Consider the following 26898-nt stretch of genomic DNA (forward strand, 5'->3'; position numbering starts at 1 on the left):
CCTGCGAGCCGCCGTATTTCCTTTGCGTAACATGACGGGAGTTTTTATATGAGCACTTCTTTAAAGTCATCCCTTAACGGCTGGCATCTGTGGGGTCTGGCCGTTGGTCTGGTCATCTCTGGCGAATATTTCGGCTGGAGCTATGGTTGGGCAGCCGCAGGTACATTGGGTTTTCTTGTGACTGCGATCATCATCGCGATCATGTATACCACCTTTATTTTCAGCTTTACCGAGCTTACGACAGCGATTCCGCATGCGGGCGGGCCCTTTGCCTATGCACGGCGTGCTTTGGGTTCCAAAGCGGCGTTTGTCGCAGGTTTTGCCACATTGGTAGAGTTCGTGTTTGCGCCACCCGCAATCGCTATGGCGATCGGCGCTTACCTCAACGTGCAATTTCCTGATGTTGATCCCAAGATGATGGCGGCTGGTGCCTACGTGGTCTTCATTAGCCTGAATGTCATCGGTGTACGTATCGCCGCTACATTCGAGTTATTTGTTACTGTATTGGCGATTATTGAGTTGCTGGTATTCATGGGTGTGGTGTCACCTGGTTTTGCTTTAAGCAACTTTGTCGCTAATGGTTGGGCCGGTGAGAGTGAATTCAGCATGGCGGTGATCCCCGGTATCGTTGCAGCTATTCCTTTTGCTATCTGGTTCTTTCTTGCCATCGAAGGTGTTGCCATGGCGGCAGAGGAGGCCAAGGAGCCCAAGAAGACAGTGCCTAAGGCTTACATCGCAGGTATCCTCACGCTACTTTCATTGGCGATTGGTGTGATGATATTTGCTGGCGGTGCTGGTGACTGGAGAACCCTATCCAATATCAATGATCCATTGCCGCAAGCGATGAAGATGATTGTTGGGGAGCATAGTGGCTGGTTGCATATGCTGGTATGGGTTGGTCTGTTCGGCCTGATTGCTTCATTCCACGGCATTATTCTCGGCTATTCTCGCCAGATATTCGCTTTGTCGCGCGCTGGCTATATGCCTAAATACTTCAGTGAGGTCAATGACCGCTTCAAGACGCCGCACCGTGCCATTATTGCAGGCGGTGTCGTCGGTGTTGCTGCGATATTCAGTGATGACCTGATCCAGTTCGGCGGCATGACATTAACGGCCAACCTGATCACCATGGCGGTGTTCGGTGCGATTGTGATGTATATCGTCTCCATGCTCAGCCTGTTCGCACTGCGCAAAAAAGAACCTAATCTGGAGCGTCCGTTCACAGCGATCGCGTATCCGCTGTTCCCGGCAATCGCGCTTGGCTTGGCTGTAGTCAGCTTGGTGACCATGATATATTACAACCAGTTGCTGGCTTTGCTGTTTGTCGTTCTGATGGCGCTGGCTTTTGTGTATTACTCGTTCACCCAGCATCAACGTGATGCATCGGCCGACAATGTCATGCCGACAGTTGCCTGATAACGTTAGGCGAAGACTTAAGCGAATCGCCGCGCCACTTTAAAAATGGCGCGGCACCTGTTTTAAATACTGTTTTTGAATACTGTGGATTCCACTCATGCAATACAGTCATAGCGTAGGGGCGAACCTGTATCGCTTCACTGATCTGAAAGACCTGCTGGCCAAGGCGACTCCGGCCCGTTCCGGCGATTATCTCGCGGGCGTTGCGGCAGAAACCTATGCTGAACGCATGGCGGCGCGTATGTGCCTTGCAGCTGTACCTTTGCGACAGTTTCTCCAGGAAGTAGTCGTCCCCTATGAAGAGGATGAAGTCACCCGCCTGATCATTGATAGCCATGATGCCAATGCCTTTGCCGAGATCAGCCACCTGACGGTAGGCGATTTCCGCGACTGGCTGCTTTCCGATGAGGCTGATAGTGCTGTTCTAAAACGCGTAAGCCCCGGCATTACGCCTGAAATGGCAGCGGCAGTCAGCAAGCTGATGCGCAATCAGGATCTGATCCTAGTGGCCAAAAAATGCCACGTTACCACGGCTTTTCGCAATACTATTGGTTTGCCGGGACACCTCTCGGTTCGCCTGCAACCGAATCATCCCACTGACGATGCACGCGGCATTGCCGCTTCTATGCTGGATGGCTTGTTATATGGCTCTGGCGATGCGGTCATCGGCATCAACCCTGCGACTGACAGCATCCCTGCGCTGATGGACCTGTATTATCTGGTGGACGAAGTCATCAATCAGTATGCCATTCCTACCCAATCCTGCGTATTGACCCATGTGACCAACCAGATTCAAGTCATGGAGCGTGGTGCACCTGTCGATCTTGTATTCCAGTCGATTGCCGGTACAGAGAAAGCCAACCAGACATTTGGCATCAATATCGGCATCCTGCAAGAAGCTTATGAGGCAGCGTTAGCGCTAAAGCGCGGAACCATAGGCAATAATGTCATGTACTTCGAGACTGGTCAGGGCTCCGCGCTCTCAGCTAACGCCAATTTTGGCGTCGACCAACAGACCATCGAGGCGCGTGCCTATGCTGTTGCCCGAAAGTTCTCGCCGCTACTCAGCAATACTGTGGTCGGTTTTATCGGGCCTGAGTACCTGTATGACGGCAAACAGATCATCCGCGCCGGGCTGGAAGACCATTTCTGTGGCAAGCTGCTCGGCTTGCCGCTAGGGTGCGATGTTTGCTATACCAACCACGCTGAGGCAGACCAAGACGATATGGATACCCTCATGACGCTGCTGGCAACCGCTGGGTTGACTTTCATCATGGGCATCCCGGGGGCTGACGACATCATGCTCAACTACCAGACTACTTCATTCCATGATGCCCTCTACCTGCGCAAGGTGTTAGGGTTGAAGCCTGCGCCTGAGTTCGAGCAATGGTTACGCAAAATGAACATCATGGATGACAATGGCAACGTGCGTCCCGTGACCAATAGCCACCACATGCTACAGAATATGCCACGCAACTTGTTGAGCGCGGCTTGATCATCGCAGCGCATAGAAGCCATCCAGATATGACGCCGCCCGTAGAGATATCATCGCAACTGCCATGAAAAAAGATGTAAATCCGTTGTCAAACAATCCGCTTGCCGATAGTCCGTTGCCACCGGACAATTCACTTTCAGCAAGTAGCGCGTTTTCAGTTGATCCGTGGCAACAACTTAAAAGCTTCACCCGTGCGCGCATCGCACTCGGTCGGGTCGGCAGCAGTCTGCCTACGCGTGAGATACTCGATTTTGGCATGTCACATGCCATGGCGCGTGATGCAGTGCATTTGGCGCTAGATGTCGATGCACTATGCCAAGGCCTTGAAAATGATGGTCATGAGACGCTACAGGTACACAGTCGCGCGCTAGATAGAGCAAGTTACCTGCTTCGGCCAGATTTTGGCCGCAAACTGGATGATGCCGCAATTAGCCGCTTGCAGGCAGCATGTCCTACTAAGCCAATAGATTTTCTGCTCGTCGTGGGCGATGGCCTCTCTTCACTGGCGGTTGAACGTCATGTGCAGTTGTTAGTTGCTGAGATCAAAAGTGCCATGCCACCTGAATGGCAACTCGGCCCCATCGTCGTCGCTAGTCAAGCCCGTGTGGCAATTGCCGATGAGATCGGTGAGCTGATGAAAGCGAAGATGGTTGCAATGTTGATTGGTGAGCGACCTGGCCTCAGCTCCCCAGATAGTCTGGGTATCTACCTGACTTACGGGCCGCGTGCAGGCATGAGTGATGCCGATCGTAACTGTATTTCCAATGTGCGCCCGGAAGGCCTGAATTACGCCCCTGCTGCCAAAAAGCTGCTGTGGCTGGCGCGAGAGGCTATGCGACTTAAGGTTTCTGGCGTGGCATTGAAAGATGAAAGCGATTCAACTGAAGTAGAAGTGCAGCCCTTAAACCTGTTGGAGTAGATCAGGATTAAATGTTGAGGGTTAATTACTTAAGGTTAAGTAGCCAGTTGTTAGCTATGTGTAAGTAAATCCAGATGATCAGATTCGCCATGCATGCGCCGGAACGTACACGAAGGCAATTCGCCAAACATCTTTTTGTACTCCTGCGAGAAATGACCAAAATGCCAGAATCCCCAGTAAGTCGCTGCCTCAGTGACAGAGTTAGCTGTTTTCAACATACGTCTCACACCGTTTAGGCGTTCAGCACGTAGAAAAGCGATGGGGCTGATATCCATCGCCTGCTCAAAATGATATTGCAGGTTGCGCCTGCTCATTCCCAACTGCTTGCATAGCTCGGCTACAGAGAGTGGAGCATCACTTGGGTGCATCACAAGGTCTCGCACATCGGCGATTGTGCCCCATGTTTTGCTGCGTAAGGGTAGGCTTTCCATACCCATTTCATCTGTGAGGCTGTCGGCGACCACGGCCAGCGCAGCCTCCCTCAGTACGCGCGCGAATTCATCCCGTTGTAATAACTCTGGCTTGTGTTTCAATAAGTCGAATACCGCAAATAAAAAGTGGCAAAGCATATCCCACGTTTGTGACGAGACATTCAGAATCTGTGCTTTTTCTGTTCTTTCCCTCACTAGCCGTGCATGCTCTGGTGAAAGGCGTGCCAGCAGGCTATCCAGTTGTACCGAGATCACGCCCACCAGCATTTTCTGTGCTGAAATGAACTCAAACCCGTTGCTGCCTGAGTAGAGGTGCAGGCCATTACGCTGGCAATGGCTGCCGCAGAACATTCCCTGCTGATGGGTGAGAGGAAGGCCTATCGCTACTACGTTTTCTGAGGTCTCTCCACGCTGGTAGAGTGATTGCCCGGTGTATTCCAGAAAGATATGCACATCCTGCAAATGTATCTGCGAGATATATCCCTTGAAGTTACCTGCTGATATTTGCAGGTAATCCTGGTTCCATCCACTTAATAATGCCGCTTGCTGTTCAAAATCATGCGTCTGCTCATGCCGCAGTGAGCCGGGCAGATATCGCATCTCAGGTTTCAGAAGGGGGGCAGCGATCATTTATATGAATTCAATTAAAAATAATATGAATAAAATTAAAATTAGTAATACTGAATAGAGCAAAAAACATACCTGAAAATATGGTCAAACTAGGGGTGATGTTGCTATTAAAGACTTGTTTTCGCTCTTTAAGCGTGCACGATGGTCTCTAGTGCGCCAAGATGTGGCTCATTAAATCAGGATGATCTGGAAAAGGATGATTGATGCTTGGGTTTTAAACGTTGTGAACACTTGCAGGCCATAAGCGTAGCACCGCTAATGTTTAGTAATACAAATGAACGCAGCAAGGGTAAACATGCAAATACTCTTTTACTATGCCCCTTGCTGAGTTCACTTTTGCCTGCATCTTTAGGCTCGCATCGATTGTTGCAGGATCGATGCGGCCTGCGTATGGCTTAGTTTATTATTCGGCGGCTTTTAATGTCAGATTCCATAGATTTTATTTTTAAACCCTTGAGCGTCCTTACCACTACTAGGGTGTCCTCCTTGACCTCTTCTACTGTAGGGGCACCTTGCATGGAGGTCTTATCGGTTTCTGTGTAGGTCACAGTCGCTTCGCGCCATGGAAATTTCGATGGCTTCACGTGAAGGTTGTCATAAGACGTTGTAATCTGTATCTGTGCCAACGAAAACCCTGAACCAATCAGTCTAAGGTATGGACACCATTTATCCTTGCCTGATATTTGCAGTGACTCTTCAGTATTGGTCTTTCCATACACTTCGATCTCAATATCATTGGTAAATGCATCACATACATTCGGGTCACCGGAGTAGATTCTACTGTCTAAATTGACTAACCATTTTTCCATGTGGGATTCAGAGAATGTATATTTCGCGTGCGCGAAAAATCCAATCATTATCGCAAGTACGATCATTATTCTTTTTAGCATGTGGTTCGCCCCTTTATGGATATAGAGAAATCAAGATGGATTGTTTGATTGAAATGGCTGTAATCAATGCCAGCACAGGCAATTTTTTATCATGACATTGCTTCTGTGCAAGTTTTTCAGTCTACGGTTTTTAGCCTACGGTTGAAAGTCTATCAATTTTCTAGGGATTGCATGATAAATATCCTAATCAAGATTTAATTTATAAGACTTTTATCTCTGCGGTAAAATAGTCGGTTATGGAAAATGTATCTATTGCACTGATTGAATCTTTAGACCAAGAAGGGCGCGGCGTCGCCCATGTCGATGGCAAAGTCATCTTTATTGATGGCGCTTTACCGGGTGAGCAAGTCACCTACAAATCGCACCGTAAGAAGCCAAGCTATGAGATCGCTGATGTCGTTGATATCCTGAAATCGTCCAATCTGCGTACTGTCCCAAAGTGTACTTATTTTGGTAAGTGTGGCGGGTGTGCACTGCAACACCTCGATTTCTCGGCACAGGTGGCAGCCAAGCAACGCATGCTGGAAGGCGATCTTTGGCATATCGGTAAAGTAAAAGCGGAATCCATCTTGCCGCCTATCTATGGGCCTGCCTGGGGTTATCGTCATAAAGCTAGATTACGCGTCCGGTATGTCGCGAAAAAAGGTGGTGTACTAGTCGGCTTCAATGAAAAGGGCAGTAGCTTCGTAGCCGATATGGATAGCTGTGAGGTGCTTCCGCCGCATCTTTCTGCGTTGATTGTTCCATTACAAGACCTGATCGCCCAATTGACGGTGCGCGACCGTTTGCCACAGATCGAAGTGGCCGTTGGTGAGTATGCGACTGTGTTGGTATTGCGTATCCTCGAGCCATTGCAAACACAGGATGCACCGCTGTTGAAAGCTTTTGCCGATACCCACGCTGTGCAGATTTGGACGCAAAGCAAAGGCCCGGATACCGTGAAGCCATTTTACCCACCTGATCCTGAAACTATAGGCGCTGGCTTGAGCTATTCATTACCGGAATTCGGACTGACATATCCATTCAAGCCGACTGAGTTCACGCAAGTGAATCCGCATATCAATCAAGTGATGATCCGCCGTGCGATGCAGTTGCTGAATCCGCAATCTACTGAGCGTATTGCCGACTTTTTTTGTGGTCTTGGCAACTTTACCTTACCTATCGCGCGTAGCGGTGCCCGTGTATTTGGCATGGAAGGGTCTGCGGCTTTAGTGAGTCGCGCGGTTGAAAGTGCAACATTGAATGCTTTGCAGAATAGCGTGGAATTCCAAGAGGCGGATCTTTTTAAAATGACGCCAGAAGCGCTGGCAAGTCTTGGCTATTTCGATAAATGGCTCATTGACCCGCCGCGTGATGGAGCAATGGAACTGATCAAGGCATTGGCTGATGATGGTGCAAATAGTCCGCAGCGCATCGTCTATGTTTCATGTAATCCTGCAACTCTTGCGCGTGATGCTGGTCTTCTAGTGAATAGCAAAGGATATCGATTGCTGGCTGCAGGTGTCATCAATATGTTTCCGCATACTGCACATGTGGAGTCGATCGCCTTATTCGAACGTTAATTTAAAACTTACAAATCCATCCTGCTGATTTGTAAAGTCAGGAGGATGCAATGTCAGGCCGAAATGAAAGACAGATTTTTGATGGCAGCAATAGGCGTTCAGAAGATAGAAGAAAATCTGGACGCAGAAAATCCGATAAAATCGTTACATTGATTAAATACCTTGTTGTCGTTGGCGTCACAGTGTTTATAATCAAGGCTCTAGGATTTTGACGATTTGATCTATGAAATTATGGCCGCTGGGTTTTATATTGATTGGCGGCTTGCTTCTCTGCACATGGTTGTCCGCCTGTAGCAAAACATCTCCTTCTTCCGAAATCCGTATGGCGCTTTCGCAAGGGCCACTTAATCTTGATCCCCGCTACGCTAGTGATGCCGCTTCTGCACGTATCAATCGTCTGATATACAAAAGCCTGATCGATTTTGATGCACAGACAAAGCCGTGTCCTGATCTTGCTGCATGGCAGGTATTAGATGACCGTCATTATCGTTTTACATTAGTTAGCCCTAGGGCAACTTTTCATAATGGGGTTGCTCTTACTGCGAAGGATGTCGCCGCGACGTATCAATCCCTGTTATCGTTAAAAAATTCCCCCCATACCGCTGAGTTTGCCAATATCAGTGATATTCGCGTTGTCGATGAAAATACCGTGGATTTTTATCTCACTGTGCCGGATACGGATTTTCCCGCCAGATTGATCATTGGTATCTTGCCTGCAGAGCTTATTCAGCAAGCGCACGATTTTGCCCATGATCCTGTTGGTAACGGGCCATTGAAATTTGCGTCATGGCGCGGCACGCTTAAGTTGTCGCGTATATCTGACGGGCAGGCCTTTAACCTGCAAGAGGTGAAAGATCCCACAGTCAGGGTGTTGAAGTTATTGCGCGGCGAGGTCGATTTATTGCAGGGTGATCTGCCGCCAGAATTAGTGAAATATCTAGCAAAACAATCTGATATCAAAGTCCAGGCGAGTATAGGCAGTAACTTCTCCTACCTAGGTTTTAACCTGCAAGATCCTGTATTAGGTAAATTAGAGGTTCGACAAGCGATTGCGCATGCCATTGACCGTCCAACGATTATTCGTGAAGCCATGGTGGATGAAAGTCGCCCAGCAGGTGCCGTGTTGCCACCTGAACATTGGGCCGGTAATCCTAACTTGCCTACTTACGAATATAACCCCCAGCTAGCGCGCGAGTTATTGCAAAAAGCAGGCGTCACATTACCGTTGCGATTAGTCTATAAAACCTCGACAGATGCACAGCGTGTGCGCTTGGCTACGATTATGCAAGCACAGATGCAAGCAGCAGGAATAGCGCTTGAGATACGTAGCCTAGATTGGGGTACGTTTTTCGATGATATCAAGCATGGGCAGTTCCAACTTTTCGGTTTGACGTGGGTCGGCATTAAAACGCCAGATATATACCGCATGGCTTTTCATAGTCAATCTGTGCCACCTAAAGGCGCCAACCGTGGGCAATTAAAAGATACTAAGTTGGATCAACTGCTTGAGGCTGAGCATTGGTCTGCTGTGACACAATACGTACATGAGCAATTGCCGTATGTGCCGCTTTGGTATGAAGGCCAGTTTGTCGCTATGCGTAAAAACTTGGTAGATTATGCGTTAAAGCCGGATGGGAATTGGGATGGGCTAAAAACTATTAAGAAAAACAATGTCAATTTTTGATAATTATGAATCAAGGGGAAATGATTGAACAAAATATTAATTGGCGTTTTTTTGATGGGTATGCTGAATATTGAAACAGCATTAGCTGAGAGTTATTTGTTTCCAACCGATATTCTTCCTAAAGGGAAATTTGATATTGTTTTGGGTATCCAAAAGACAACTATTTCTCGGGATATGGAGGGGAATCTTGGTGGAGCCATCATCCATTTAAAACAAGATCGTGATGTGCTCGCAGAAAGGCTTAGCCTACGTTATGGCTTTGCTCCTAACTGGCAATTTGGAGTGGAAACAAGTTACAGAAGAAAAGATGAGTTAGTTTATAAAACTAAGCCAGACAGTGCCATATTGGTATCTAATCAGCCTTATAAAAATGATGGGGCTGATAATCTGGACTTATTCGTCCGTCACCGCCTTGATTTACCAATAGATTCACGACTGTCAGTTGTAGTAAATGCAGGTTTGGATGCGGATACAGCAGCTAATGATTATACGGGATTCAATATTGGCGCAATGGCTGGCTGGAGGTTTAACGATGATTTGAAAGGGTATGCCGGTTATTCAGTTTTTCTATCGGATCAGGATACGTTAAGTGACAGGCAGACGTTATCTCTAGGGTTGCATAAAAAGATATCGTCTATATTTACTCTCATTCCGCAATATCGATATACATATTATGATGCAGCTCATGTCGGTGATGTAACGCTGACTCCATCAAGGAATGGGCAGTCGCTCGGCATTGCTGCACATATTCAAGTTTTGCCGACTACCTATCTTGTACCTTATGTGGGCGTTGACCGCTATAGTAATTATAATGATGTAATCGTACGTTACAGTGATAATAGTTCAGATAATCGTACATACTCTTTTAGCATTTATCATTTATTTTGAAGATCGAAATCTCAATCGGTAAGCAGCAACTGAAGCTCTTTGGTGATAGCGGCAGCTTGCTGGCTGAATATCCTATCTCCACTGCAATTATCGGTGTAGGCGAAGAAAAGAACAGTTATCGTACTCCTAGCGGCGCACATATCATTCGCGCCAAGATTGGTGAGGGCCGAGAGATAAACACCGTGTTTATCGCACGTCGACCAACGGGGGAGTTGCTTACACCTGAGCTTGCGGCGCAACATCCTGCACGTGATTGGATACTGACGCGCATTCTCTGGCTTTCGGGTTGTGAGGTCGGTGTGAATCGCCTTGGCAATGTAGATACTATGCAGCGTTATATCTATATTCACGGCACACCTGATACTGAGCCTATGGGTATTCCTTATTCACATGGATGCATCCGCATGCGTAATGCCGATGTGGTTGAGTTGTTTGATATGGTGCCTGTCGGCACGTCTGTACTGATTAATGATGATTAAGCGTTTGTTAGGCATTATCCCCGTAGTGTTTGGGGTGCTATTGCTGACTTTTTTACTTGTACATCTTGTGCCGGGCGATCCTGTCGAAGTGATGCTTGGCGAATCTGCTACCACTGCCGATAGAGCGCAGTTACGTAGCGATCTTGGGCTGGATCAGCCTTTAACTATCCAATTTTTGACCTATCTTAAGCATATAGCGCATGGTGATATGGGGCGTTCTATCCATACCCAAAGTGACATATCCGCCATGCTGGCTGATCGGATTCCACAAACGGCAAAACTGGCGCTGCTTTCATTGGCGATTGCTATTGCTGTGGCTTTGCCGCTTGGTATTCTAGCAGCGCTTAAATCCAATCAATGGCAAGATCATCTCGCTACACTCAGTAGCCTGACTTTGTCTGCCATGCCGCATTTCTGGCTGGGGCCATTACTTATGCTGGTTTTTGCATTATGGCTGGGCTGGTTACCTGTGAGTGGTATGGAGAGTAATGCTTCGATTATATTGCCAGCGCTGACACTAGGGTTTGGTCTCGCGGCGATTCTGACGCGTATGACCCGTGCAAGCTTATTAGAAGTATTAAATGAAGATTTCGTCCGCACCGCACGTGCCAAAGGCCTCAATGAAAAGAATGTGATCGTACGTCATGCCTTGCGGGCAGCTTTATTGCCGATCATCACGGTGCTGGGCTTACAACTTGGTGGACTGCTCGCTGGAGCTGTCATCACCGAGACCGTTTTTAGCTGGGATGGTGTAGGACGGTTGCTGGTTGAATCCATAGAAAAACGGGATTATCCCGTCACGCAAGCGTGCGTATTGGTCATTGCTTTAAGCTATGTGGTGATCAATCTGCTGACAGATATAATCTATACCCAGCTTGATCCGCGGGTTAAATACGCATGATGCAATTTAACTTGAAAATCGGGAGGTTCTTGAGAAACTGGCCGTTCTTGACCATACTTTTCTGGTTATTGGTCGTGATGACCGCCAAGCTGGTTGATTTGACCCCAAACCAGATAGCACTTGCGAACATATTGCATGCCCCAGACCTCAGCGGATTGCTCGGTTACGATGATCTCGGCCGTAATATCTTTTCCCGCGTGCTTGCCGGTGCACAGGTTTCATTGATAGTTGCATTTGTTGTCACTGGGGTCACGTTGGTCTCAGGCACAGCACTCGGGCTGCTTTCTGGCTACTACGGCGGATGGGTGGATCATCTACTCATGCAAGTGACGAATGTGTTTCTGGCGTTCCCCGGCATATTGCTCGCCATCGCTTTTGCGGCTGTGCTTGGCCCCGGACTGAATAACCTCGTCCTTGCGTTAAGTATTACCGGATGGGTCGGTTATGCGAGGCTGACCCGTGCGCAGGCATTGGCATTAAGGGAGCGTCAGCATGTACAAGCAGCAATATCGCTTGGCGCGTCCACGCCGCGCATCATGGTGACGCATATGCTGCCTTTGTTGGCAGCGCCTCTGGTTGTCGAGGCGACATACAGTATTGCCGGATTGGTCATCGCTGAGGCCAGTCTTTCATTTCTCGGTTTGGGGATACAAGCACCTAATGCCTCTTGGGGTTCAATGCTGCGAGATGGCGTTCGTTATATGTTGATCGCGCCACATTATGTGTTGGCTGTTGGCATCAGCCTCATGTCACTTGTACTTGCTATTAATGTGCTTGGTGACAGATTGCGCGACCACTGGGATATCAGGCGAGAGATTTGATATGAGTGCGACCAATAAAACCCGGACTTACAAGTATTACGATTTTGTCATGGTCGCATTCGTCACGGTGCTGGTGTGTTCCAACCTAATCGGCCCGGCCAAAATATCGCAGATTAACGCCCCTTTTTTCGGTACGCTGACTTTTGGCGCAGGGGTGCTGTTTTTCCCTATCTCTTTTGTATTCGGCGATATCCTCACAGAGGTCTATGGCTATGCACGGTCGCGTCGCGTAATTTGGACAGGTTTTGCTGCCTTAGCATTTGCATCGTTTATGGCGTGGATGATCGTCGCTTTGCCGCCAGCCCCTTTCTGGCACAACCAGCAAGCTTATGAGGTCGCGTTTGGTTCAGCATGGCGGGTATCCTTAGCCGGCCTGGTAGCTTTTGCGGCAGGGGAGTTTGTCAATTCGGTGGTGCTGGCAAAGATGAAGGTGTGGACACAGGGACGTTGGCTATGGACACGCACTATCGGTTCGACCATTTTTGGTGAGGGCGTGGATTCCATCATATTTTATCCACTGGCTTTCTATGGCACTGGTATTATCCCGGATGACAAATTGCCGCTGGTTGTTCTGGCGCAATTTATCGCTAAAGTCGGTGTTGAAGTGCTGCTTACACCACTGACTTACAAGATCGTGAATTTCCTCAAGAAAGCGGAAAATGAGGATTTTTACGATACAAATACGAATTTCAACCCATTTTCACTAGAAGCTAAATGAAAGACCATTTATGTCTTTAGGCCCAGTAATGCTCGATGTCGTTGGAACCGAGCTTGATGCAGATGACATTCGTCGGTTGCAACATCCTTTGGTTGGTGGCGTCATCTTGTTTGCCCGTAATTATGAGTCGCCAGCACAGCTCAAAGCACTCACTGCCAGCATCCATCAGGTACGTCAGCCACCACTGTTGATCGCCGTCGATCATGAAGGTGGCCGCGTACAGCGTTTTAAAGAAGGTTTTACGCGTATTCCACCCATGCGCGAGTTTGGCAAGATATGGGATAAAAACCCAAAACGCGCTAGGCAACTAGCAGAAGAGGCTGGCTGGATACTCGCCGCAGAGTTACGGGCGCATGGCGTGGATTTTAGTTTTACACCAGTCTTGGATATGGATTACGGCGAGAGTCAGGTGATTGGCAACCGCGCCTTTCATGGCAACATTCAAGCCATTAGCGAGTTATCCTTCTCATTGATGCAAGGCCTTAAAAAAGGCGGCATGGCAGCTGTCGGCAAGCATTTCCCTGGACATGGTTTCGTGGTCGCAGACTCCCATGTGGCTATCCCCATCGATGAGCGTAGCTTTGATGAAATTGCACAAGCCGACATGCAGCCATTTCGCCAGCTGATTGATGATGGTTTGCCCGCCATCATGCCAGCGCATGTGATCTACCCTAAAGTAGATGATAAGCCTGCGGGCTTTTCAGAGCGTTGGCTACAAAAAGTACTGCGGCAACGTCTAGAGTTCAATGGCGTGATCTTTAGCGACGATCTATCGATGGAAGGTGCCGTAGTTGCTGGCAACGTGACGCAACGCGCTTTGGCTGCACTTAACGCAGGCTGCGATATGGTATTGCTATGTAATCGTCCTGATCTGGCGGATGAGCTGCTTGAGAGCCTTAAATGGGATATCTCAGGTACAAGTATTGCAAGGCTTGCGCGCATGCATGGTAAACATCATCCATTGGATATGGTAGCTTTGCGTGAAAATGCTGACTTCACCCATGCGGTGCATCAAATAGGACAGGTAGGCATTGCTGAAGGAGATTTCTTCACAGCGTAGCTAATCTAGAACTTCTCTAAACTGTCATGATTATCGGTTGAAACTTTTTGCATCATCCGTTAGTCTTAACATAGGCATTTATCTATTTTTAAGGGAAACACACAATGCAAACGAATTATCAAGTCGCACGTAATTCTGAAGTGCTTGTAGCGGATAGCAACAAGGTACTACGCAATACGTATGCACTTCTCGGTTTAAGCATGATACCTACCGTTATCGGTGCATTCATTGGTTTAAGCCTCGATCTAACATTTGTCGCACAGCATCCGATCATGTATGTCATCGGTACATTGGCCGTCATGTTTGGCTTGTTCTACGGTATTCAGGCTAATCGTAATAGTGGTCTGGGTGTTGTTCTGTTGCTGGCTTTAACATTGTTCATGGGCGTGATGCTGGGTCCTATATTGCAGGTTGCATTGAATCTGCGTAATGGCGCACAGCTGATCGGTTTGGCTGCGGGTGGTACAGGCATTATCTTTTTGACGCTGGCTGGTATCGCAACTACGACCAAAAAAGATTTTAGCTTCATGGGCAAATTCTTGATGGTCGGCATTGTTATGCTGATTATTGCTTCAATTGCTAACCTGTTCTTCCAGATTCCTGCATTCTCACTGGCTTTATCTGGTGTGGCTGTGTTGCTGTTCTCTGGCTTCATTCTTTACGACGTAAGCCGTATTGTGAATGGTGGCGAGACTAACTATGTGATGGCGACATTGTCTATTTATCTGGATGTATACAACTTGTTCGTTAACTTGTTGCAAATCCTGATGGCGGTTCTTGGCGATCGCGATTAAGTTTTGTACTGCATCTAGTACCGCAATCAAGAACCCGTCCTTGTGGCGGGTTTTTTATTTCAATTTCGATTATTCCTAATTCCTGACTATGGCTCTGTTTGATACCTCTGCCAATTGGCCTGCGCTGAGTAAAGTGCTTGCTGCGCGTACTGCCACGGCGCCAGTGACTAAAGTACTGGTGTTGGCAAACCTCATGGTCTTTGTTGCCATGTTGTTCAATGGCGCAGGTTTTTGGCATTCTCCCAATGCTGTACAACTTGCATGGGGTGCGAATTTTGGCCCGGCAACGCAAGATGGGGAATGGTGGCGTTTAGCTAGTGCCTTGTTCCTGCATTTTGGTATTATCCATCTAACCTTAAATCTTTGGGCTTTGTGGGATGGTGGCCAGCTCGTTGAGCGCATGTATGGCCACGTAAGATTCGTTGCCATCTATTTTATCAGCGGCCTAAGCGGTAACTTGCTCTCTTTGGTCGTGCAAGGAAATCTGGCGGTCTCCGGTGGGGCTTCCAGCGCGATTTTTGGTGTGTATGGCGCATTGTTGGTATTCCTTTGGACAGAACGCCAGCATCTTGACGCGGATGAGTTTCGCTGGTTATTCTGGGGCGCCGTAGGTTTTTCTGTTGCGACTATCATTCTGGGTTTTATTGTTCCAGCGATTGATAATGCCGCGCATATCGGAGGTTTTTTTGCAGGTGTGGCTGCGGGTTTTATCTTTGCCCGACCTTTGGTGTCAGTAAGGGTATTCACGGCATCACGTATTGCTGCGACGGTGATATTTCTGCTTGCTATCGGCATTTTGATCTACCGAATTCCTCAGCCAAGTTACAAGTGGAGTGATGAGTTATTGATACAGCAAGAGATCAATGATTTTGTGAAAGATGATCAGGCACTCAATCGTGAGTGGCTAAAGATCATCCATGAAAGTAAGCAGGGTAATGTGACTTACTATGACCTAGCCGTAAAGATCGACAACGCCATTACAGATCGCTATGAAGAGCATTTCGAGCAGCTTTCACAATTGCCTTATGATCCTTCTATGCCATCGGCCAATAAGCTTGAAAGTGTGCTGCAATATACCCAACAGAAACGCGATGCATCCCGTGCATTGGCAGATAAATTAAGAGACCGTCATCCTTGATTCAAGAGGTTGCTGCGCTTCTATTTAGATGCGTTCGCTTTCAGTTTATCTATCCCTATGACCACGAGGGATGTGATCCATAGAATCGCTTTAAAAGTGTTCAGCACAGGGATCAGGCTCCAGAACATATTGCCCAATATCTGCCTGCATAGCATGGATTTAAAGCAGGCTGTCTTGTATATGGTCGAAAGCAGGCAAAGGCCAAGTGAAACAAAATAGATCACGATGTACTCAAGTGGGATCAATCTCTATTCTCCTCATATCAATATCATCTTTTTAATTATGTGATTACCTTACCATCTTTTACTGGAGCGTTCAGGTTCTGCTGTTTTGATTGAGCGCGCCGCTGAGCAAAGAAGCGCGTAAGCATGGCGCCACATTCTTCCGCCAATATACCGCTTACCACTTCAGTGTGATGGTTAAGTCTGTCTTCTGCCATCAAATCCACCACGCTGCCACACGCACCCGTTTTAGGGTCATTCGCGCCATAGACTAATCGTGAGATGCGTGCGTGTTGGATGGCACCGCTGCACATGGCACAGGGTTCGAGCGTCACATAAAGTGTGCAGTCCGGTAAACGGTAATTACCGAGCTTTTGTGCGGCATCGCGTAAAGCAGCGATCTCAGCATGTGCAGTTGGGTCATGCAAACCAATCGGCGAGTTGCTACCGCGACCGATGATCTCACCATCTTTGACGATAATAGCGCCCACAGGCACTTCGCCGGAGTCGGCAGCCTGCTGGGCAAGTTGTAACGCTATCTGCATGTATTCGTTATCTGTCATAAGTGAAGAAATGGTCTAGAAGGCATTAACTAATTGTTTAAAGGCCGCAATCGAGGCAAAGTTTTTTGCGTATCGCAGATTGGTATAAGCCTGCGTGATTTCCTCTATCTGTACAGATTTCTGCGGTAGACGTCTGCACGCACGAATGCTGAAATCTACGGGCCCTTCATGATCGTATCGCTGCAAACCGGACTTAGCCAGTTTGCGTAAGAAGTCATTATATATATTCTGGATAGGGTCGCGCTTCAGTCTTTTTCCGCGCAATAGAAAATAACACAGGACTGATAATACGATGCCAGCCATGACCAGTAATGCAATGACTAGATCATCCCATGAGAGTTTGTCACCAGTGAGGTAACGCAGCAACTGCATCTGGCGTTCCTGGTTATAGCCAAGTACCCATTGGTTCCAGCCGTTATTTGCAGCATCCCAGTTGAGGTAAAGTTTGCGTAACAAAGGATAATCTCTGCGTGACATTAACGATAACGCTTCGCTATCATCGACTGATTCAGCGATGTTCCTTTCAATGCGTTCAGGAGCCACAGCGGCTGTTGGGTCAACACGTACCCATCCACGATCTTTTAGCCATACCTCGGCCCATGCGTGGGCATCTGATTGGCGAACGATGAGGTAATTATTCACTGGATTAAGTTCACCACCTTGGTAGCCAGTCACTACACGCGCTGGTACGCCTGCTGCACGCATGAGAAAAACAAAGCTGCTGGCATAATGCTCACAAAATCCGCGTTTTGTATTGAAAATGAAGTCATCTACTGGATTATCGCCAAGTATCGGTGGAGATAATGTGTAGATGAATGGCTGGTTGCGAAACATCGATAGCGCGTTCTGAACGATCTTCTCTGGGCTATCTTGACTTTCCAACCACGATGCAGCTAATTCTCGGCTTTTTGGGTTTTGTTTTGGCGGTAATTGTAACAACAGCTTACGTTGTCTATCTTCTAGCTGGTCTGCGAGTTTGTAGCTGGTGTATGAGCTACCTGAATAGCGAATACGCGTGCGTATAGGGTCTTTCGACAGCACTTGTCTGTCACTGCTCAACTGCGTATCTGGTGGTGTGGATGAAGGAAGATCCAGCATCAATATCCAGTTACGGTTATGGGGTTCTAAGGTAACAGTGTAGTTGGTCGGGTTGCCTGTAGTTTCTAATGTCTCTGGTATATAAGTTTGTCGATTGATACGCCATGTGCGTCCATCGTAATAAGAGAGAACAGGTCCGCGCCAATAGAGCTGCTTCTGTGCTGGCGGATTTTCCTGGAACTCCACCCGAAATGCAGTAGCACCTGATAGGCTGAGCTTGTTGATGCTGCCTGGCTCCATCGAATCAGAAAGACCAGACATCCCGCTATTTGCATCTCTGGGAACACTCCATAATGGCCCCGGCATGCGGGGAAACAAGATGAAGAATACAATCATGATAGGCAATGCCTGCGCGATGATGCTACCCGCCAGTTTTGTTTTAAATCGCCAACCATAGGCATGGCTGTAATGATGAACACCAATCAATGTGCTAGTGAGCGCTAATATCGGTAATAGCATGAATGCGCCGACGGGCAGCGTTTGGCTGAATAGGAATGTATTGATGGTCAGAAAATATGCGATGAAGATGACAACGATGTAATCTCTGCGCGTGTAGGTCTCCATCAGTTTAAGCGCAAGCATCAATGCAAGTAGGGCTACGCTGGCATCTCGCCCGAAAAGCCCGTGATAAGTCACTGCGATGCCGATCGTGGCTGCAATGGTGATCGGGATGAGAATGACCAGCTTGGGTAATCCCCAAGCCTTTTTGTCTACCAGATAACGCCAACCGCCAAACCCTGCGATTAGCAGCGATACCCATAGTGCAAGATGCGAAACATGCATCGCCATGACTAATGTCAGTGACCCCAATAGCCAATGCAGGTCATTGCTTGAAGGTTTGGGCGCCGTTGTGTCGATATCTACTTTCGCCACTTAGACAATCTCCAGTAATGCGAGTGCTTGCAGGCAGGCGGCGTAATGATCTTCGCCTGTATTCGGCGGAAACTCATGCTTCGGTATACGCAAACCATAGGGTTGCCTGTCGGCATGCGCATCGATGATCCAGCGCGTCAATTGCTGGATTCGTTGCTCGCTATCTATGCCGGGGAGAGATTCCCAATCGAGCCATAAGATAGATTGTGCTTCTCCCTGAAACAGTTTGGTCAGGATACCTTGCTCGCGGGAGGATGCCTTCCAATCGACGCGTTTAGGTGAATCCCCTAATTGGTACTGGCGGTGCCCTGCAAAATCATCATCGCCCGTGCGCGCATCAAGTGAGCCCGCCGCGCCTTGATCTGGTGTGCTGGGGATAGGCACACTTTGTGATGCCGGATGCGGATATACAAGGCAGCGGCAATCAAGTTCTACATACGACCATGCGTGAAATAATCCAAGCGGAAACTCAGTAAAGAAAGTGATCCTTCCCGGGTTCAGCCAACCCCGTTTTTTTGCAGGTAGCGCCAGTTTCAGCGAGGTCTCACTGCTTGCGCCAATATCTGCATACGTTGGGATTATCTCGTTAAAGTGCGCCCCTATACTGTAGCGTGGACGCTGTTTATCTTCTTTAACCATGATCTCAAAGATAGCGTCTTCACCTGCGAATACAGGGTCTATTCTTCTGCTAGTAATGACTAAATGCGCTAGATTGCGCCAAGTATGCAGCATGGCGACAACACCCATGCCAGCTAATAGAAAGGTGAGTACGAAGCCCAAGCTAAGACTATAGTTAATCGAACCCGTGAGCATCGCGATGAGAATGACGGCAAAGAAAAGCCCATAACGTGTGGGGATGATATAGATGTGTCTGGCAGTTAAAACCGCAGGAGATTTAGAGGGTCGTGCCACCCGTAGCCATTTCTTCCAATCGATCAACTTGATTGCCATATGGCGATAGCGTAAGTGGCTATGGGATAGCCACGGCATTGAGCAAATGCGTGCCGATATCGGCTACAGCATCTGCCCTGTTCGCGGGGTGTAAACGGTGCTCGGCGATGCCAGGCAAGATCGCTTGCACATCTTCAGGTAACGCAAAATCCCGTCCATGCATTAGCGCCCATGCTTGTGCGCATTGTTTCAGCCCCAACCCAGCGCGAGGTGAAAGGCCAGCAGAGAACTTACCTGAAGTGCGTGTGTAATCCAGCAGCGCTTGCAGATAATCCAGCAGGGCATCGGAGATATGAATATCCCGTACGGCTTGTTGTAGACCGGATAAGCCATTAGCATCTATACAAGGATTGATCTTGCTGACGTTATTGCGTCCACCATTATCTTGTAGCAGTGCGCGCTCTGATTTTGCATCTGGATAACCCAGCTGTATGCGCATCAGGAAGCGGTCAAGCTGTGATTCAGGTAGCGGGAATGTACCGATATGATAGGTGGGGTTCTGCGTTGCGATCACGAAGAAGGGCTGTGGTAACTTGCGCGTTTCACCTTCCAACGTCACTTGGCCTTCCTCCATCACCTCAAGCAATGAGCTTTGTGTCTTTGGCGTCGCGCGGTTGATCTCGTCCGCAAGCAGCACATTGGTAAACACTGGCCCCGGATGAAACTTGAATGATGCTGTATTACGGTCATAAACTGATATGCCCAAGATATCCGCTGGTAGCAAATCACTGGTGAATTGCACGCGGCTGAATTTCAGCCCCAGCACCTGTGCCAAGGTATGCGAAAGCGTGGTCTTGCCCATCCCTGGCAGATCTTCGATCAATAGATGACCGCGCGCTAATATGCAGGCCAAGGCGAGCTTGATCTGCTGCTCTTTGCCCAGGATGATGCGGCTGGTCTCAGCAATGATTGTATCGGTTACATTACGCATAGAAGTTGAAGCTTTTTAAAAGTGAGTGCTTTAGTGTTAATCGTGATCGACGAACTTCGATGACCAGCGAACCAGTACGTACATGATGCCCAGCATCAAGCCAGCACCCACCCACATGGCAAGATCTATGGGGAGAAGCTCGCCTTCTTCCATCGGTACCATCACCAGTTTGCGCAATACCACGATGATCGCGACCTCTATAAATGCATCGACTTCCAGTTTGCTACCGCGAAGGTAACGAATCTCGGCAGTGATCAATGCGGATATCGACCATAACAACATCAGTGTACCCAGTGCATTCAGAAAGCCATGGACCAGATTATGGGCACTGATGGCTTGCCGCACATCCACAAAGAAAAGCCAGGTGAACATCAATACCGCAACAGCTAATGCCAAGCCGATTATGATGTGGGCAAATCCATTGAGCCAAACCATCGCACGTACCGCGTAGCGGTTGACGGCATATAGCTCACGCGGGATCAAGACTTTTTCTTTTTGAGTGGAGCGGTGAACTCTTCTCGGGGTATGTTCTGTATTCATATGTGACGCGCTCAACCTGTTTTTATTTAAATAGCGTTTTCTGGGACAGTCATTGGGATTTTGGCATTACACGGCCAGTTGTTCCAGCTTTAGTTTTATTTTTAGCATGCATATGTGGAATTTAAATCTGTTTCGATGCCTGAACCTACCAAACATATTAATATCTATATACTCACTGAAAATATAAAAACATCATCTTTGAATGATATTCAAACCCTAAGGAGATTTTATGGCTGTTGATCTATTTTCCCCGATTCATCTTGGTAGTATTTCACTAAAAAACAGAATTGCCATGGCACCACTAACCCGTAACCGCGCTGGTGAAGGAAATGTGCCTCAAGATATCAATGTTACTTATTATGCGCAACGCGCCTCTGCTGGTGTCATTATTACCGAAGCGACGCCTATTTCTGATATGGGGCACGGCTATCCGGCAACTCCGGGTATTCACTCTGGTGCGCAGATTGCTGGTTGGAAAAAAGTTACTGACGCAGTCCATGCCAAAGGCGGCAAGATCATCTTACAGTTATGGCATGTCGGGCGCATCTCACATCCTTCGTTATTGCCTGAAAATGCTTTGCCGGTTGCACCTTCTGCCATCAAGCCAGCAGGGCAGGCATTTACTTATCAAGGTTTGACAGATTTCGTTCAGCCACGAGCGCTGGCCCTAGATGAACTCCCAGCCATCGTGGCTGACTATGTGCAGGCTACAAAGAATGCATTAGCAGCAGGTTTTGATGGCGTTGAGGTACATGGTGCTAATGGTTATCTGCTTGACCAATTCTTGCGTGATAGTACCAATAAGCGTACGGACAACTATGGGGGAAGCATCGAGAACCGTGCCCGCTTGTTACTGGAAGTCGTGAAAGCGGTCGCCGACGTAGCAAGCGCTGACCGTGTTGGTGTGCGTATCTCCCCATTGAATCAGTTCAATGACATTTCGGATTCTGCCCCTCAGGTGCTTTTCAACTATGTTGCAAAAGAATTAAGCCATTTGGATATTGCTTACCTTCATGTAGTTGAAGGCAGTATGGTCGAGGGTGCTGCCATCGATTTTGATTTTTTGGCGCTTCGCAAGCAATTCAAAGGCGCGTATATTGCTAACCTTAATTACGATAAAGCGACTGGCAACGCAGCGATTGCTGAGGGTCGTGCTGATGTAATCGCTTATGGTAAAGCCTACATCGCTAATCCTGACTTGGTCGAGCGCTTTGCGCAGAATGCGCCGCTGAATGCCGCCGATCAATCCACCTTCTACGGCGGTGGTGAAAAGGGATATATTGATTATCCTGCACTTTAAATTTGTACTTTAATTTTCGTACTGTGGAATAAGCTTTCAAATAATTATCTTAAGGAAAACAATGAAAAAACCAGCTACCACCCAAGTCGCAATTGACGAAACCATCGCTAATCGCTGGAGCGGACGTGCGTATGATGCAAGTAAGCCAGTGAGCCATGACCAGGTCATTGCACTGCTGGAAGCAGCGCGCTGGGCGCCCTCATGTTTTGGTGACGAGCCTTGGCGTTTTATCGTGATGGATAAAACGACGGATGTAGCGGGTTGGCAAAAAGGTTTTGATTGTCTAGTCGAATTCAATCAAACATGGGTAAAAGACTCTCCGGTATTGCTTTTGATTACGACAAATACCTTGTTCGGCCATAACAATAAACCTAACCGTTTCGCCAGCTATGATGCGGGTGCGGCTGCTGAAAACTTATGTTTACAAGCCGCAGCACTGGGGATAATGGCGCACCAGATGGGTGGATTCGATGCAGATAAGGCGCGTAAGGTATTTGGCATTCCTGAACAGTTTGAGATTCTGTCCATGATCTCAGTCGGCTATCAGGCCGATATATCCACTGTCACTGGTGAAGCACTTGAGCGTGAAACAGCTCCGCGTAAACGCAAAGCGCTTGGAGAGGTGTTTTACAAGTCTGAATGGGAAAAACCAATCGCTTAAAGTAACGCAGCAGCTATATCTAACCTCTGCCCCTGTATTTAGGCTTCTGATAGAATAGCTGCAATTTTAATGAACTGGATATAGATCATGGCGGTTGTACAATTAACCCGTGCGAATTTCAAAGACACCATCGTCAATAACGAGATTGTGATTGTCGATTTCTGGGCACCGTGGTGTCAGCCTTGTGTGACATTTACGGATGTTTTTACTGCCGCCTCTGAGCAAAACCCTGATATCGTTTTTGGCATGGTCGATACGGATGACCAGCCAGAGATCGCTGAGTATTTTGAAGTCGAAAAAGTACCGGGAATATTGATCATTCGAGAGCAAGCTGGTATTCACGCACAGATCGGTGAGATTGGCGCACCTGCGCTGGATAAATTGATTCAATGGGCGCGTGATTTCAATATGACTGAAGTCAGGCAATATTACGCAGAAGAAGATGCAAAGATTGCTGAACAGAAATCCTGAACTTAGGATTTTTGGTAATAAAAAAAGCACATCAATTATCGATGTGCTTTTTTTATGGCTGAGCTGTTAATGTATATGGTCCATGCCATTCATATGCATGGGTGCAGTAATGTCGATGACTGGAGCAGGGGATTTAAGTGATGCTGCTGGTTTATCTGGCGTGGCGACCTCATTCCAATCGATGCGGCCTGATTCACAGATCTGCGTCACCGGAATAGCGACAGTTGCTGCTTCATCTGGTAAGCGAACCTGAATAGAGAATTCATCAAAATACTCATTTGGTAACTTACCTTCATTCCAGACAATCAGGCTTGTATCTTCTGAAATAAGCTTGCCGTGTGATTTGTAAGGCGTAGTCAGCTTGATCGTTTGGGTGCTTAGTGTCCAGCCCGGTTTAGGCATTGGTTTTGCGCCATGAATATTTTCTGGGATATGTATCTGTACCTCTTTAGTTGCTGAACCATCGCAGCCATGTGTAATTCTGAAGGTAAGCTTTTGATATGTGCCAGTGGTGCCATTTTGTGGCTCTACTACTGCATGCGCGTGAGCATTCGATATAATCAGGCTAGCTAGCGCGAGGGGCAGTAGGGTGCGTGTTGTAGATATTGTTTTCATAGAGCGAGTCTTAGAATGAGCCTGTAGTCAGAAGCTGATAAACAAAAAATGCACCGATTGCCATCATGGCATACAGGGGAAAATTGCCACGGCTTGTGTTCTTACCTTCGACTTTTCCACTTAGCCATCGGTTGAGGAGATATAAAACCGCAATGACGATGGGAATCCAGAACAGGCCAAGCGATGAATCCATCATCTTGCTTAACAATTGCCTTAATCCACCATCATCTTTAAAGAACTCGACCGATAGTCCGATCAATCCAATGAGTAAAAGCCCGAACTGAAAAATAGAGATCAATACTTTGACAAGTGAATCCGGGTGGTTCTTCTGTGCCATGGTGGTGATTCCCTTATGAACGCTTAATGTATGTTTTTACTTATGGGTTAGCGGGCAAGTATTTTTCAGGGTCTACAGATTTACCCTGACGGCGAATCTCGAAGTGCAGTTTAACCCTATCCGCATCAGTATTACCCATCTCGGAAATCTTCTGTCCTTTGCTAACCTGCTGTCCTTCTTTTACCAATACCTGATTGTTATGTGCATACACAGAAAGATAAGTGTTGTTGTGCTTGATGATCACTAATTTCCCATAGCCGCGTAGGTCAGAACCGCTGTAAATCACTTTGCCCGCGGCAGCGGCTATTACTGCCTGACCTTGTGTACCTGCAATGTCGATACCTTTGCCGTCTGAGGCGTCTGTGAATTGCGCAACCACTTTGCCTGTAGTCGGCCAGCCCCAGTTGATGCTTTCATCGCCGCCTGCTGTCGTATCTGCTTTAGGGGCCTCTTGCACGGGTTCTGTTTTTTGAACCTCTGTTTTTGGTGGATCCACTATAACTGGAGGTGCAACCACTACTGCGGCAGGTTTGGGTGTTGCTGTGGTGGTTAAGGCTTGAGCGCTATATGGTTCTTTGATTGCCTTGGGCTCATTCAACACCAATAATGCGCCAGATACTGGTTGCGATGCTTGAGGCGCTGATGTCGTAGGTGCTGGTTTTGTGCTGCCTGGGTCCATATTCAATGGCCGGATGATGACATCACCATCGGTCGTACTTTTGTCACCAGTGGATGATGGTGTTTTCAGACTTAATTGTTGGCCGATATAAATGATATAGGGCGCTACAATGTTATTAGCCTGCGCGATTTCTTTGTAGTCATAGCCATACTCAAGGCCTATGCTATAGAGCGTATCGCCTTTTTTGACGGTATAGCTGTTTGGGCGCCAGTCTTTCTCTGTCATCGCTGGTTTTGCTGCGGCTGTTTTTGCAGGTGCTGGCGCACGCTCAATCACTGGTGCAGGTCTGGTTGCAGTACATGCAGCCAGAAGTATACATAGCAGATAAACGGGGTGGAGCAGGTGTTGGTATTTCACAGTTTTATCACCCTGCATCAATTCGTTCCGCCGAGTAATGGTACAAATTTAACAGCCTCAAGCTTAGTCTGGCGATATTCTGTTTCTGTACGTTCGATTAAATACAATATCTGTTCCTCTGTGCCTACGGGGATGACCATACGACCACCAATGGCTAGCTGTTCCAATAGTTCATGCGGCACATGACTGGCTGCTGCTGTCACGATGATACCATCGAAGGGCGCCAGCTCAGGCAAGCCAAGCGTGCCGTCTGCATGTTTGACCTTGATATTGCGCATGCTTAATTTTCTCAGGTTGCCTCGTGCTTTGAGCAATAGCGGGCTAATTCGTTCGACTGAATATACTTCTTTAGCGATTTTGGATAGAACGGCAGTTTGATAGCCACAGCCTGTACCTATCTCCAATACTTTGTTCAAGGTGTTATTGGCACGCAAAATCTCAGTCATGCGCGCGACGATGTAAGGTTGCGAAATCGTCTGGCCGAAACCGATAGGTAGCGACACATCTTCGTATGCACGTGAAGATAATGCTTCATCGACAAAGATATGCCGTGCGATGCTGCCGATCGCACTTAATGTCACCTCATCTTTGATACCTTGTTCTCGCAGACGCGCCAACATACGCTCACGCGTACGTTGTGAAGTCATGCCGATTCCCCGAATTACTGTGCTCATAATGTTTTAGTTGGTCTGGTTTCTTTATATTCAGCTTGATTTAGCCTTAACCTAGCCATGTTCTTAAATTATCCAATTGATTATATTGGGTTAAGTCTACTTGTAATGGCGTGATCGATACACGGTTATGCGATACAGCATAAAAATCTGTGCCATCCCCCGCATCCTGCGCACTACCTGCTGCGCCAACCCAATAAACGGTTTCGCCACGTGGTGTTTTTGATTGTATCGCGGGTTCTGCCTTGTGGCGTTTACCGAGGCGTGTGATCGATTTTCCCTGCAATGCCTCATATGGTACATCTGGTACGTTGATATTCAGTAATACAGGTGGCGGGAAAGCATTCTTCTGGTAATGCTGCACCATCTCGACTGCGACTTTTGCGGCAGTCTCAAAATATTTTGAGTTATGGTGTGACATAGAAAATGCAAACGAAGGCACACCTAGCAAAAAGCCTTCCATCGCGGCTGCAACGGTGCCTGAGTAGATCGTATCATCGCCCATATTGGCACCATCGTTAATGCCCGAGATCACCATGTCAGGCAACTGATCCAGTAAGCCTGTAACAGCCAAGTGCACACAGTCTGTAGGGGTACCATTCACATAAAAGAAGCCATTAGGTGCCTTGCGAACTGTCAGGGGACGATCAAGTGTTAGCGAGTTACTTGCACCGCTGCGATCCCGTTCGGGGGCAACTACGACAACTTCAGCTATTTTAGAAAGATGTTCCGCCAGCATATTGATGCCTGGTGAAAAGTAGCCGTCGTCGTTGGATATCAGGATTCGCATGAGTATTGAGTGTG

29 protein-coding genes are annotated in these 26898 nt (G+C 47.8%); 16 read left to right on the forward strand and 13 right to left on the reverse strand.

Annotation, left to right across the window (positions count from 1 at the left end; genetic code table 11):
• Positions 1–48: 48 nt before the first annotated feature.
• The 3 genes from eat (at position 49) to eutC (ending at position 3830) form a co-directional block, all read left to right on the forward strand.
• On the forward strand, positions 49–1416 hold the full coding sequence (eat, locus tag A7981_RS04090; protein WP_067264368.1) for an ethanolamine permease: 1368 nt from the start codon (positions 49–51) through the stop codon (positions 1414–1416).
• Between the two features lie 97 nt (positions 1417–1513).
• Positions 1514–2911, forward strand: coding sequence for an ethanolamine ammonia-lyase subunit EutB (locus tag A7981_RS04095; RefSeq protein ID WP_067264370.1), 1398 nt, complete (start codon positions 1514–1516; stop codon positions 2909–2911).
• Between the two features lie 64 nt (positions 2912–2975).
• Positions 2976–3830, forward strand: coding sequence for an ethanolamine ammonia-lyase subunit EutC (eutC, locus tag A7981_RS04100; RefSeq protein ID WP_082889205.1), 855 nt, complete (start codon positions 2976–2978; stop codon positions 3828–3830).
• Positions 3831–3880: 50 nt separating this feature from the next.
• Here eutC and A7981_RS04105 read toward each other — a convergent pair whose 3' ends face one another.
• A complete protein-coding gene (locus A7981_RS04105; RefSeq protein ID WP_067264373.1) occupies positions 3881–4891 on the reverse strand; it encodes a helix-turn-helix domain-containing protein in 1011 nt (336 codons plus the stop codon).
• Between the two features lie 395 nt (positions 4892–5286).
• Entirely contained in the window at positions 5287–5781 is a 495-nt protein-coding gene (locus A7981_RS04110; protein WP_067264376.1) for a hypothetical protein, read from the reverse strand.
• A gap of 236 nt (positions 5782–6017) precedes the next feature.
• On the opposite strand from A7981_RS04110, the gene rlmD reads away from it, so the two are divergent.
• From rlmD to A7981_RS04160, 10 genes are all read left to right on the forward strand, one after another.
• Positions 6018–7343, forward strand: coding sequence for a 23S rRNA (uracil(1939)-C(5))-methyltransferase RlmD (rlmD, locus tag A7981_RS04115; RefSeq protein ID WP_067264378.1), 1326 nt, complete (start codon positions 6018–6020; stop codon positions 7341–7343).
• Between the two features lie 223 nt (positions 7344–7566).
• A complete protein-coding gene (locus A7981_RS04120) occupies positions 7567–9027 on the forward strand; it encodes an ABC transporter substrate-binding protein (RefSeq protein ID WP_067264381.1) in 1461 nt (486 codons plus the stop codon).
• A gap of 24 nt (positions 9028–9051) precedes the next feature.
• Positions 9052–9915: a hypothetical protein gene (locus tag A7981_RS04125; protein ID WP_131800928.1), complete on the forward strand. Its 864-nt coding sequence runs from the start codon at positions 9052–9054 to the stop codon at positions 9913–9915.
• Positions 9912–10394, forward strand: a complete 483-nt coding sequence (locus tag A7981_RS04130) for a L,D-transpeptidase (protein ID WP_067264387.1) — start codon at positions 9912–9914, stop codon at positions 10392–10394. The genes A7981_RS04125 and A7981_RS04130 overlap by 4 nt, the downstream gene beginning before the upstream one ends.
• Positions 10387–11295 (forward strand): nickel ABC transporter permease, encoded by a 909-nt coding sequence (nikB, locus tag A7981_RS04135; protein ID WP_067266518.1) that lies wholly within the window; start codon positions 10387–10389, stop codon positions 11293–11295. The genes A7981_RS04130 and nikB overlap by 8 nt, the downstream gene beginning before the upstream one ends.
• Positions 11292–12116, forward strand: coding sequence for an ABC transporter permease (locus tag A7981_RS04140; protein ID WP_371440339.1), 825 nt, complete (start codon positions 11292–11294; stop codon positions 12114–12116). The genes nikB and A7981_RS04140 overlap by 4 nt, the downstream gene beginning before the upstream one ends.
• A gap of 1 nt (position 12117) precedes the next feature.
• The gene (locus A7981_RS04145) at positions 12118–12834 is read left to right on the forward strand and encodes a queuosine precursor transporter (protein ID WP_067264390.1); all 717 of its coding nucleotides are present in this window, start codon (positions 12118–12120) and stop codon (positions 12832–12834) included.
• Between the two features lie 10 nt (positions 12835–12844).
• Positions 12845–13894, forward strand: a complete 1050-nt coding sequence (nagZ, locus tag A7981_RS04150) for a beta-N-acetylhexosaminidase (RefSeq protein ID WP_067264392.1) — start codon at positions 12845–12847, stop codon at positions 13892–13894.
• A 104-nt stretch (positions 13895–13998) separates the two neighbouring features.
• Positions 13999–14688, forward strand: a complete 690-nt coding sequence (locus A7981_RS04155) for a Bax inhibitor-1/YccA family protein (RefSeq protein WP_067264394.1) — start codon at positions 13999–14001, stop codon at positions 14686–14688.
• 88 nt (positions 14689–14776) lie between these two features.
• Positions 14777–15826 carry a rhomboid family intramembrane serine protease gene (locus A7981_RS04160; protein ID WP_067264397.1) on the forward strand — a complete coding sequence of 350 codons (1050 nt, stop codon included), beginning with the start codon at positions 14777–14779 and terminating at the stop codon, positions 15824–15826.
• A 20-nt stretch (positions 15827–15846) separates the two neighbouring features.
• Here A7981_RS04160 and A7981_RS04165 read toward each other — a convergent pair whose 3' ends face one another.
• Genes A7981_RS04165 through A7981_RS04190 form a run of 6 tightly spaced genes read right to left on the reverse strand, consistent with a single transcriptional unit; the run spans position 15847 to position 21003 of the window.
• The gene (locus tag A7981_RS04165; protein WP_254258496.1) at positions 15847–16071 is read right to left on the reverse strand and encodes a hypothetical protein; all 225 of its coding nucleotides are present in this window, start codon (positions 16069–16071) and stop codon (positions 15847–15849) included.
• Between the two features lie 35 nt (positions 16072–16106).
• The gene (gene tadA / locus A7981_RS04170) at positions 16107–16610 is read right to left on the reverse strand and encodes a tRNA adenosine(34) deaminase TadA (RefSeq protein ID WP_067264399.1); all 504 of its coding nucleotides are present in this window, start codon (positions 16608–16610) and stop codon (positions 16107–16109) included.
• A 15-nt stretch (positions 16611–16625) separates the two neighbouring features.
• Positions 16626–18581: a DUF3488 and transglutaminase-like domain-containing protein gene (locus A7981_RS04175; RefSeq protein ID WP_067264401.1), complete on the reverse strand. Its 1956-nt coding sequence runs from the start codon at positions 18579–18581 to the stop codon at positions 16626–16628.
• Positions 18582–19571 carry a DUF58 domain-containing protein gene (locus A7981_RS04180; RefSeq protein WP_254258497.1) on the reverse strand — a complete coding sequence of 330 codons (990 nt, stop codon included), beginning with the start codon at positions 19569–19571 and terminating at the stop codon, positions 18582–18584.
• Positions 19552–20463, reverse strand: coding sequence for a MoxR family ATPase (locus tag A7981_RS04185; RefSeq protein WP_067264405.1), 912 nt, complete (start codon positions 20461–20463; stop codon positions 19552–19554). Before A7981_RS04185 ends, A7981_RS04180 begins: the two co-directional genes overlap by 20 nt.
• A gap of 36 nt (positions 20464–20499) precedes the next feature.
• Positions 20500–21003, reverse strand: coding sequence for a phosphate-starvation-inducible PsiE family protein (locus A7981_RS04190; RefSeq protein ID WP_067264407.1), 504 nt, complete (start codon positions 21001–21003; stop codon positions 20500–20502).
• A 229-nt stretch (positions 21004–21232) separates the two neighbouring features.
• On the opposite strand from A7981_RS04190, the gene A7981_RS04195 reads away from it, so the two are divergent.
• The 3 genes from A7981_RS04195 (at position 21233) to A7981_RS04205 (ending at position 23435) form a co-directional block, all read left to right on the forward strand.
• Positions 21233–22303, forward strand: coding sequence for an alkene reductase (locus A7981_RS04195; RefSeq protein WP_067264409.1), 1071 nt, complete (start codon positions 21233–21235; stop codon positions 22301–22303).
• Between the two features lie 61 nt (positions 22304–22364).
• On the forward strand, positions 22365–22964 hold the full coding sequence (locus A7981_RS04200) for a nitroreductase family protein (protein ID WP_067264412.1): 600 nt from the start codon (positions 22365–22367) through the stop codon (positions 22962–22964).
• Between the two features lie 87 nt (positions 22965–23051).
• Positions 23052–23435: a co-chaperone YbbN gene (locus A7981_RS04205; protein WP_067264415.1), complete on the forward strand. Its 384-nt coding sequence runs from the start codon at positions 23052–23054 to the stop codon at positions 23433–23435.
• Between the two features lie 66 nt (positions 23436–23501).
• Here A7981_RS04205 and A7981_RS04210 read toward each other — a convergent pair whose 3' ends face one another.
• From A7981_RS04210 to surE, 5 genes are read right to left on the reverse strand one after another with little or no spacing between them, the layout of a single operon-like run.
• On the reverse strand, positions 23502–24050 hold the full coding sequence (locus A7981_RS04210; RefSeq protein WP_067264418.1) for a YcnI family protein: 549 nt from the start codon (positions 24048–24050) through the stop codon (positions 23502–23504).
• A 10-nt stretch (positions 24051–24060) separates the two neighbouring features.
• Complete coding sequence (locus A7981_RS04215; RefSeq protein WP_067264421.1) at positions 24061–24387, reverse strand: hypothetical protein; 327 nt, start codon at positions 24385–24387, stop codon at positions 24061–24063.
• Positions 24388–24427: 40 nt separating this feature from the next.
• Positions 24428–25441, reverse strand: coding sequence for a peptidoglycan DD-metalloendopeptidase family protein (locus A7981_RS04220; RefSeq protein ID WP_067264424.1), 1014 nt, complete (start codon positions 25439–25441; stop codon positions 24428–24430).
• On the reverse strand, positions 25441–26097 hold the full coding sequence (locus A7981_RS04225; RefSeq protein WP_067264427.1) for a protein-L-isoaspartate(D-aspartate) O-methyltransferase: 657 nt from the start codon (positions 26095–26097) through the stop codon (positions 25441–25443). Before A7981_RS04225 ends, A7981_RS04220 begins: the two co-directional genes overlap by 1 nt.
• A gap of 46 nt (positions 26098–26143) precedes the next feature.
• The gene (gene surE / locus A7981_RS04230; protein WP_067264439.1) at positions 26144–26884 is read right to left on the reverse strand and encodes a 5'/3'-nucleotidase SurE; all 741 of its coding nucleotides are present in this window, start codon (positions 26882–26884) and stop codon (positions 26144–26146) included.
• Positions 26885–26898 lie beyond the last annotated feature (14 nt).

The sequence above is a fragment of the Methylovorus sp. MM2 genome (assembly GCF_001648895.1).
Lineage (GTDB): Bacteria > Pseudomonadota > Gammaproteobacteria > Burkholderiales > Methylophilaceae > MM1.

What these genes read in the sequence shown, in the direction of transcription:
- A7981_RS04110 (WP_067264376.1), bottom strand. Translation starts at nt 5,781, where the DNA reads ATGCTAAAAAGAATAATGATCGTACTTGCGATAATGATTGGATTTTTC.
- A7981_RS04200 (WP_067264412.1), top strand. Translation starts at nt 22,365, where the DNA reads ATGAAAAAACCAGCTACCACCCAAGTCGCAATTGACGAAACCATCGCT.
- A7981_RS04095 (WP_067264370.1), top strand. Translation starts at nt 1,514, where the DNA reads ATGCAATACAGTCATAGCGTAGGGGCGAACCTGTATCGCTTCACTGAT.
- A7981_RS04145 (WP_067264390.1), top strand. Translation starts at nt 12,118, where the DNA reads ATGAGTGCGACCAATAAAACCCGGACTTACAAGTATTACGATTTTGTC.
- A7981_RS04180 (WP_254258497.1), bottom strand. Translation starts at nt 19,571, where the DNA reads ATGCCGTGGCTATCCCATAGCCACTTACGCTATCGCCATATGGCAATC.
- A7981_RS04185 (WP_067264405.1), bottom strand. Translation starts at nt 20,463, where the DNA reads ATGCGTAATGTAACCGATACAATCATTGCTGAGACCAGCCGCATCATC.
- A7981_RS04220 (WP_067264424.1), bottom strand. Translation starts at nt 25,441, where the DNA reads ATGCAGGGTGATAAAACTGTGAAATACCAACACCTGCTCCACCCCGTT.
- A7981_RS04215 (WP_067264421.1), bottom strand. Translation starts at nt 24,387, where the DNA reads ATGGCACAGAAGAACCACCCGGATTCACTTGTCAAAGTATTGATCTCT.
- eat (WP_067264368.1), top strand. Translation starts at nt 49, where the DNA reads ATGAGCACTTCTTTAAAGTCATCCCTTAACGGCTGGCATCTGTGGGGT.
- A7981_RS04195 (WP_067264409.1), top strand. Translation starts at nt 21,233, where the DNA reads ATGGCTGTTGATCTATTTTCCCCGATTCATCTTGGTAGTATTTCACTA.
- A7981_RS04160 (WP_067264397.1), top strand. Translation starts at nt 14,777, where the DNA reads ATGGCTCTGTTTGATACCTCTGCCAATTGGCCTGCGCTGAGTAAAGTG.
- A7981_RS04120 (WP_067264381.1), top strand. Translation starts at nt 7,567, where the DNA reads ATGAAATTATGGCCGCTGGGTTTTATATTGATTGGCGGCTTGCTTCTC.
- A7981_RS04205 (WP_067264415.1), top strand. Translation starts at nt 23,052, where the DNA reads ATGGCGGTTGTACAATTAACCCGTGCGAATTTCAAAGACACCATCGTC.
- A7981_RS04190 (WP_067264407.1), bottom strand. Translation starts at nt 21,003, where the DNA reads ATGAATACAGAACATACCCCGAGAAGAGTTCACCGCTCCACTCAAAAA.
- A7981_RS04225 (WP_067264427.1), bottom strand. Translation starts at nt 26,097, where the DNA reads ATGAGCACAGTAATTCGGGGAATCGGCATGACTTCACAACGTACGCGT.
- A7981_RS04105 (WP_067264373.1), bottom strand. Translation starts at nt 4,891, where the DNA reads ATGATCGCTGCCCCCCTTCTGAAACCTGAGATGCGATATCTGCCCGGC.
- A7981_RS04210 (WP_067264418.1), bottom strand. Translation starts at nt 24,050, where the DNA reads ATGAAAACAATATCTACAACACGCACCCTACTGCCCCTCGCGCTAGCT.
- rlmD (WP_067264378.1), top strand. Translation starts at nt 6,018, where the DNA reads ATGGAAAATGTATCTATTGCACTGATTGAATCTTTAGACCAAGAAGGG.
- tadA (WP_067264399.1), bottom strand. Translation starts at nt 16,610, where the DNA reads ATGACAGATAACGAATACATGCAGATAGCGTTACAACTTGCCCAGCAG.
- A7981_RS04155 (WP_067264394.1), top strand. Translation starts at nt 13,999, where the DNA reads ATGCAAACGAATTATCAAGTCGCACGTAATTCTGAAGTGCTTGTAGCG.
- nagZ (WP_067264392.1), top strand. Translation starts at nt 12,845, where the DNA reads ATGTCTTTAGGCCCAGTAATGCTCGATGTCGTTGGAACCGAGCTTGAT.
- nikB (WP_067266518.1), top strand. Translation starts at nt 10,387, where the DNA reads ATGATTAAGCGTTTGTTAGGCATTATCCCCGTAGTGTTTGGGGTGCTA.
- A7981_RS04140 (WP_371440339.1), top strand. Translation starts at nt 11,292, where the DNA reads ATGATGCAATTTAACTTGAAAATCGGGAGGTTCTTGAGAAACTGGCCG.
- surE (WP_067264439.1), bottom strand. Translation starts at nt 26,884, where the DNA reads ATGCGAATCCTGATATCCAACGACGACGGCTACTTTTCACCAGGCATC.
- eutC (WP_082889205.1), top strand. Translation starts at nt 2,976, where the DNA reads ATGAAAAAAGATGTAAATCCGTTGTCAAACAATCCGCTTGCCGATAGT.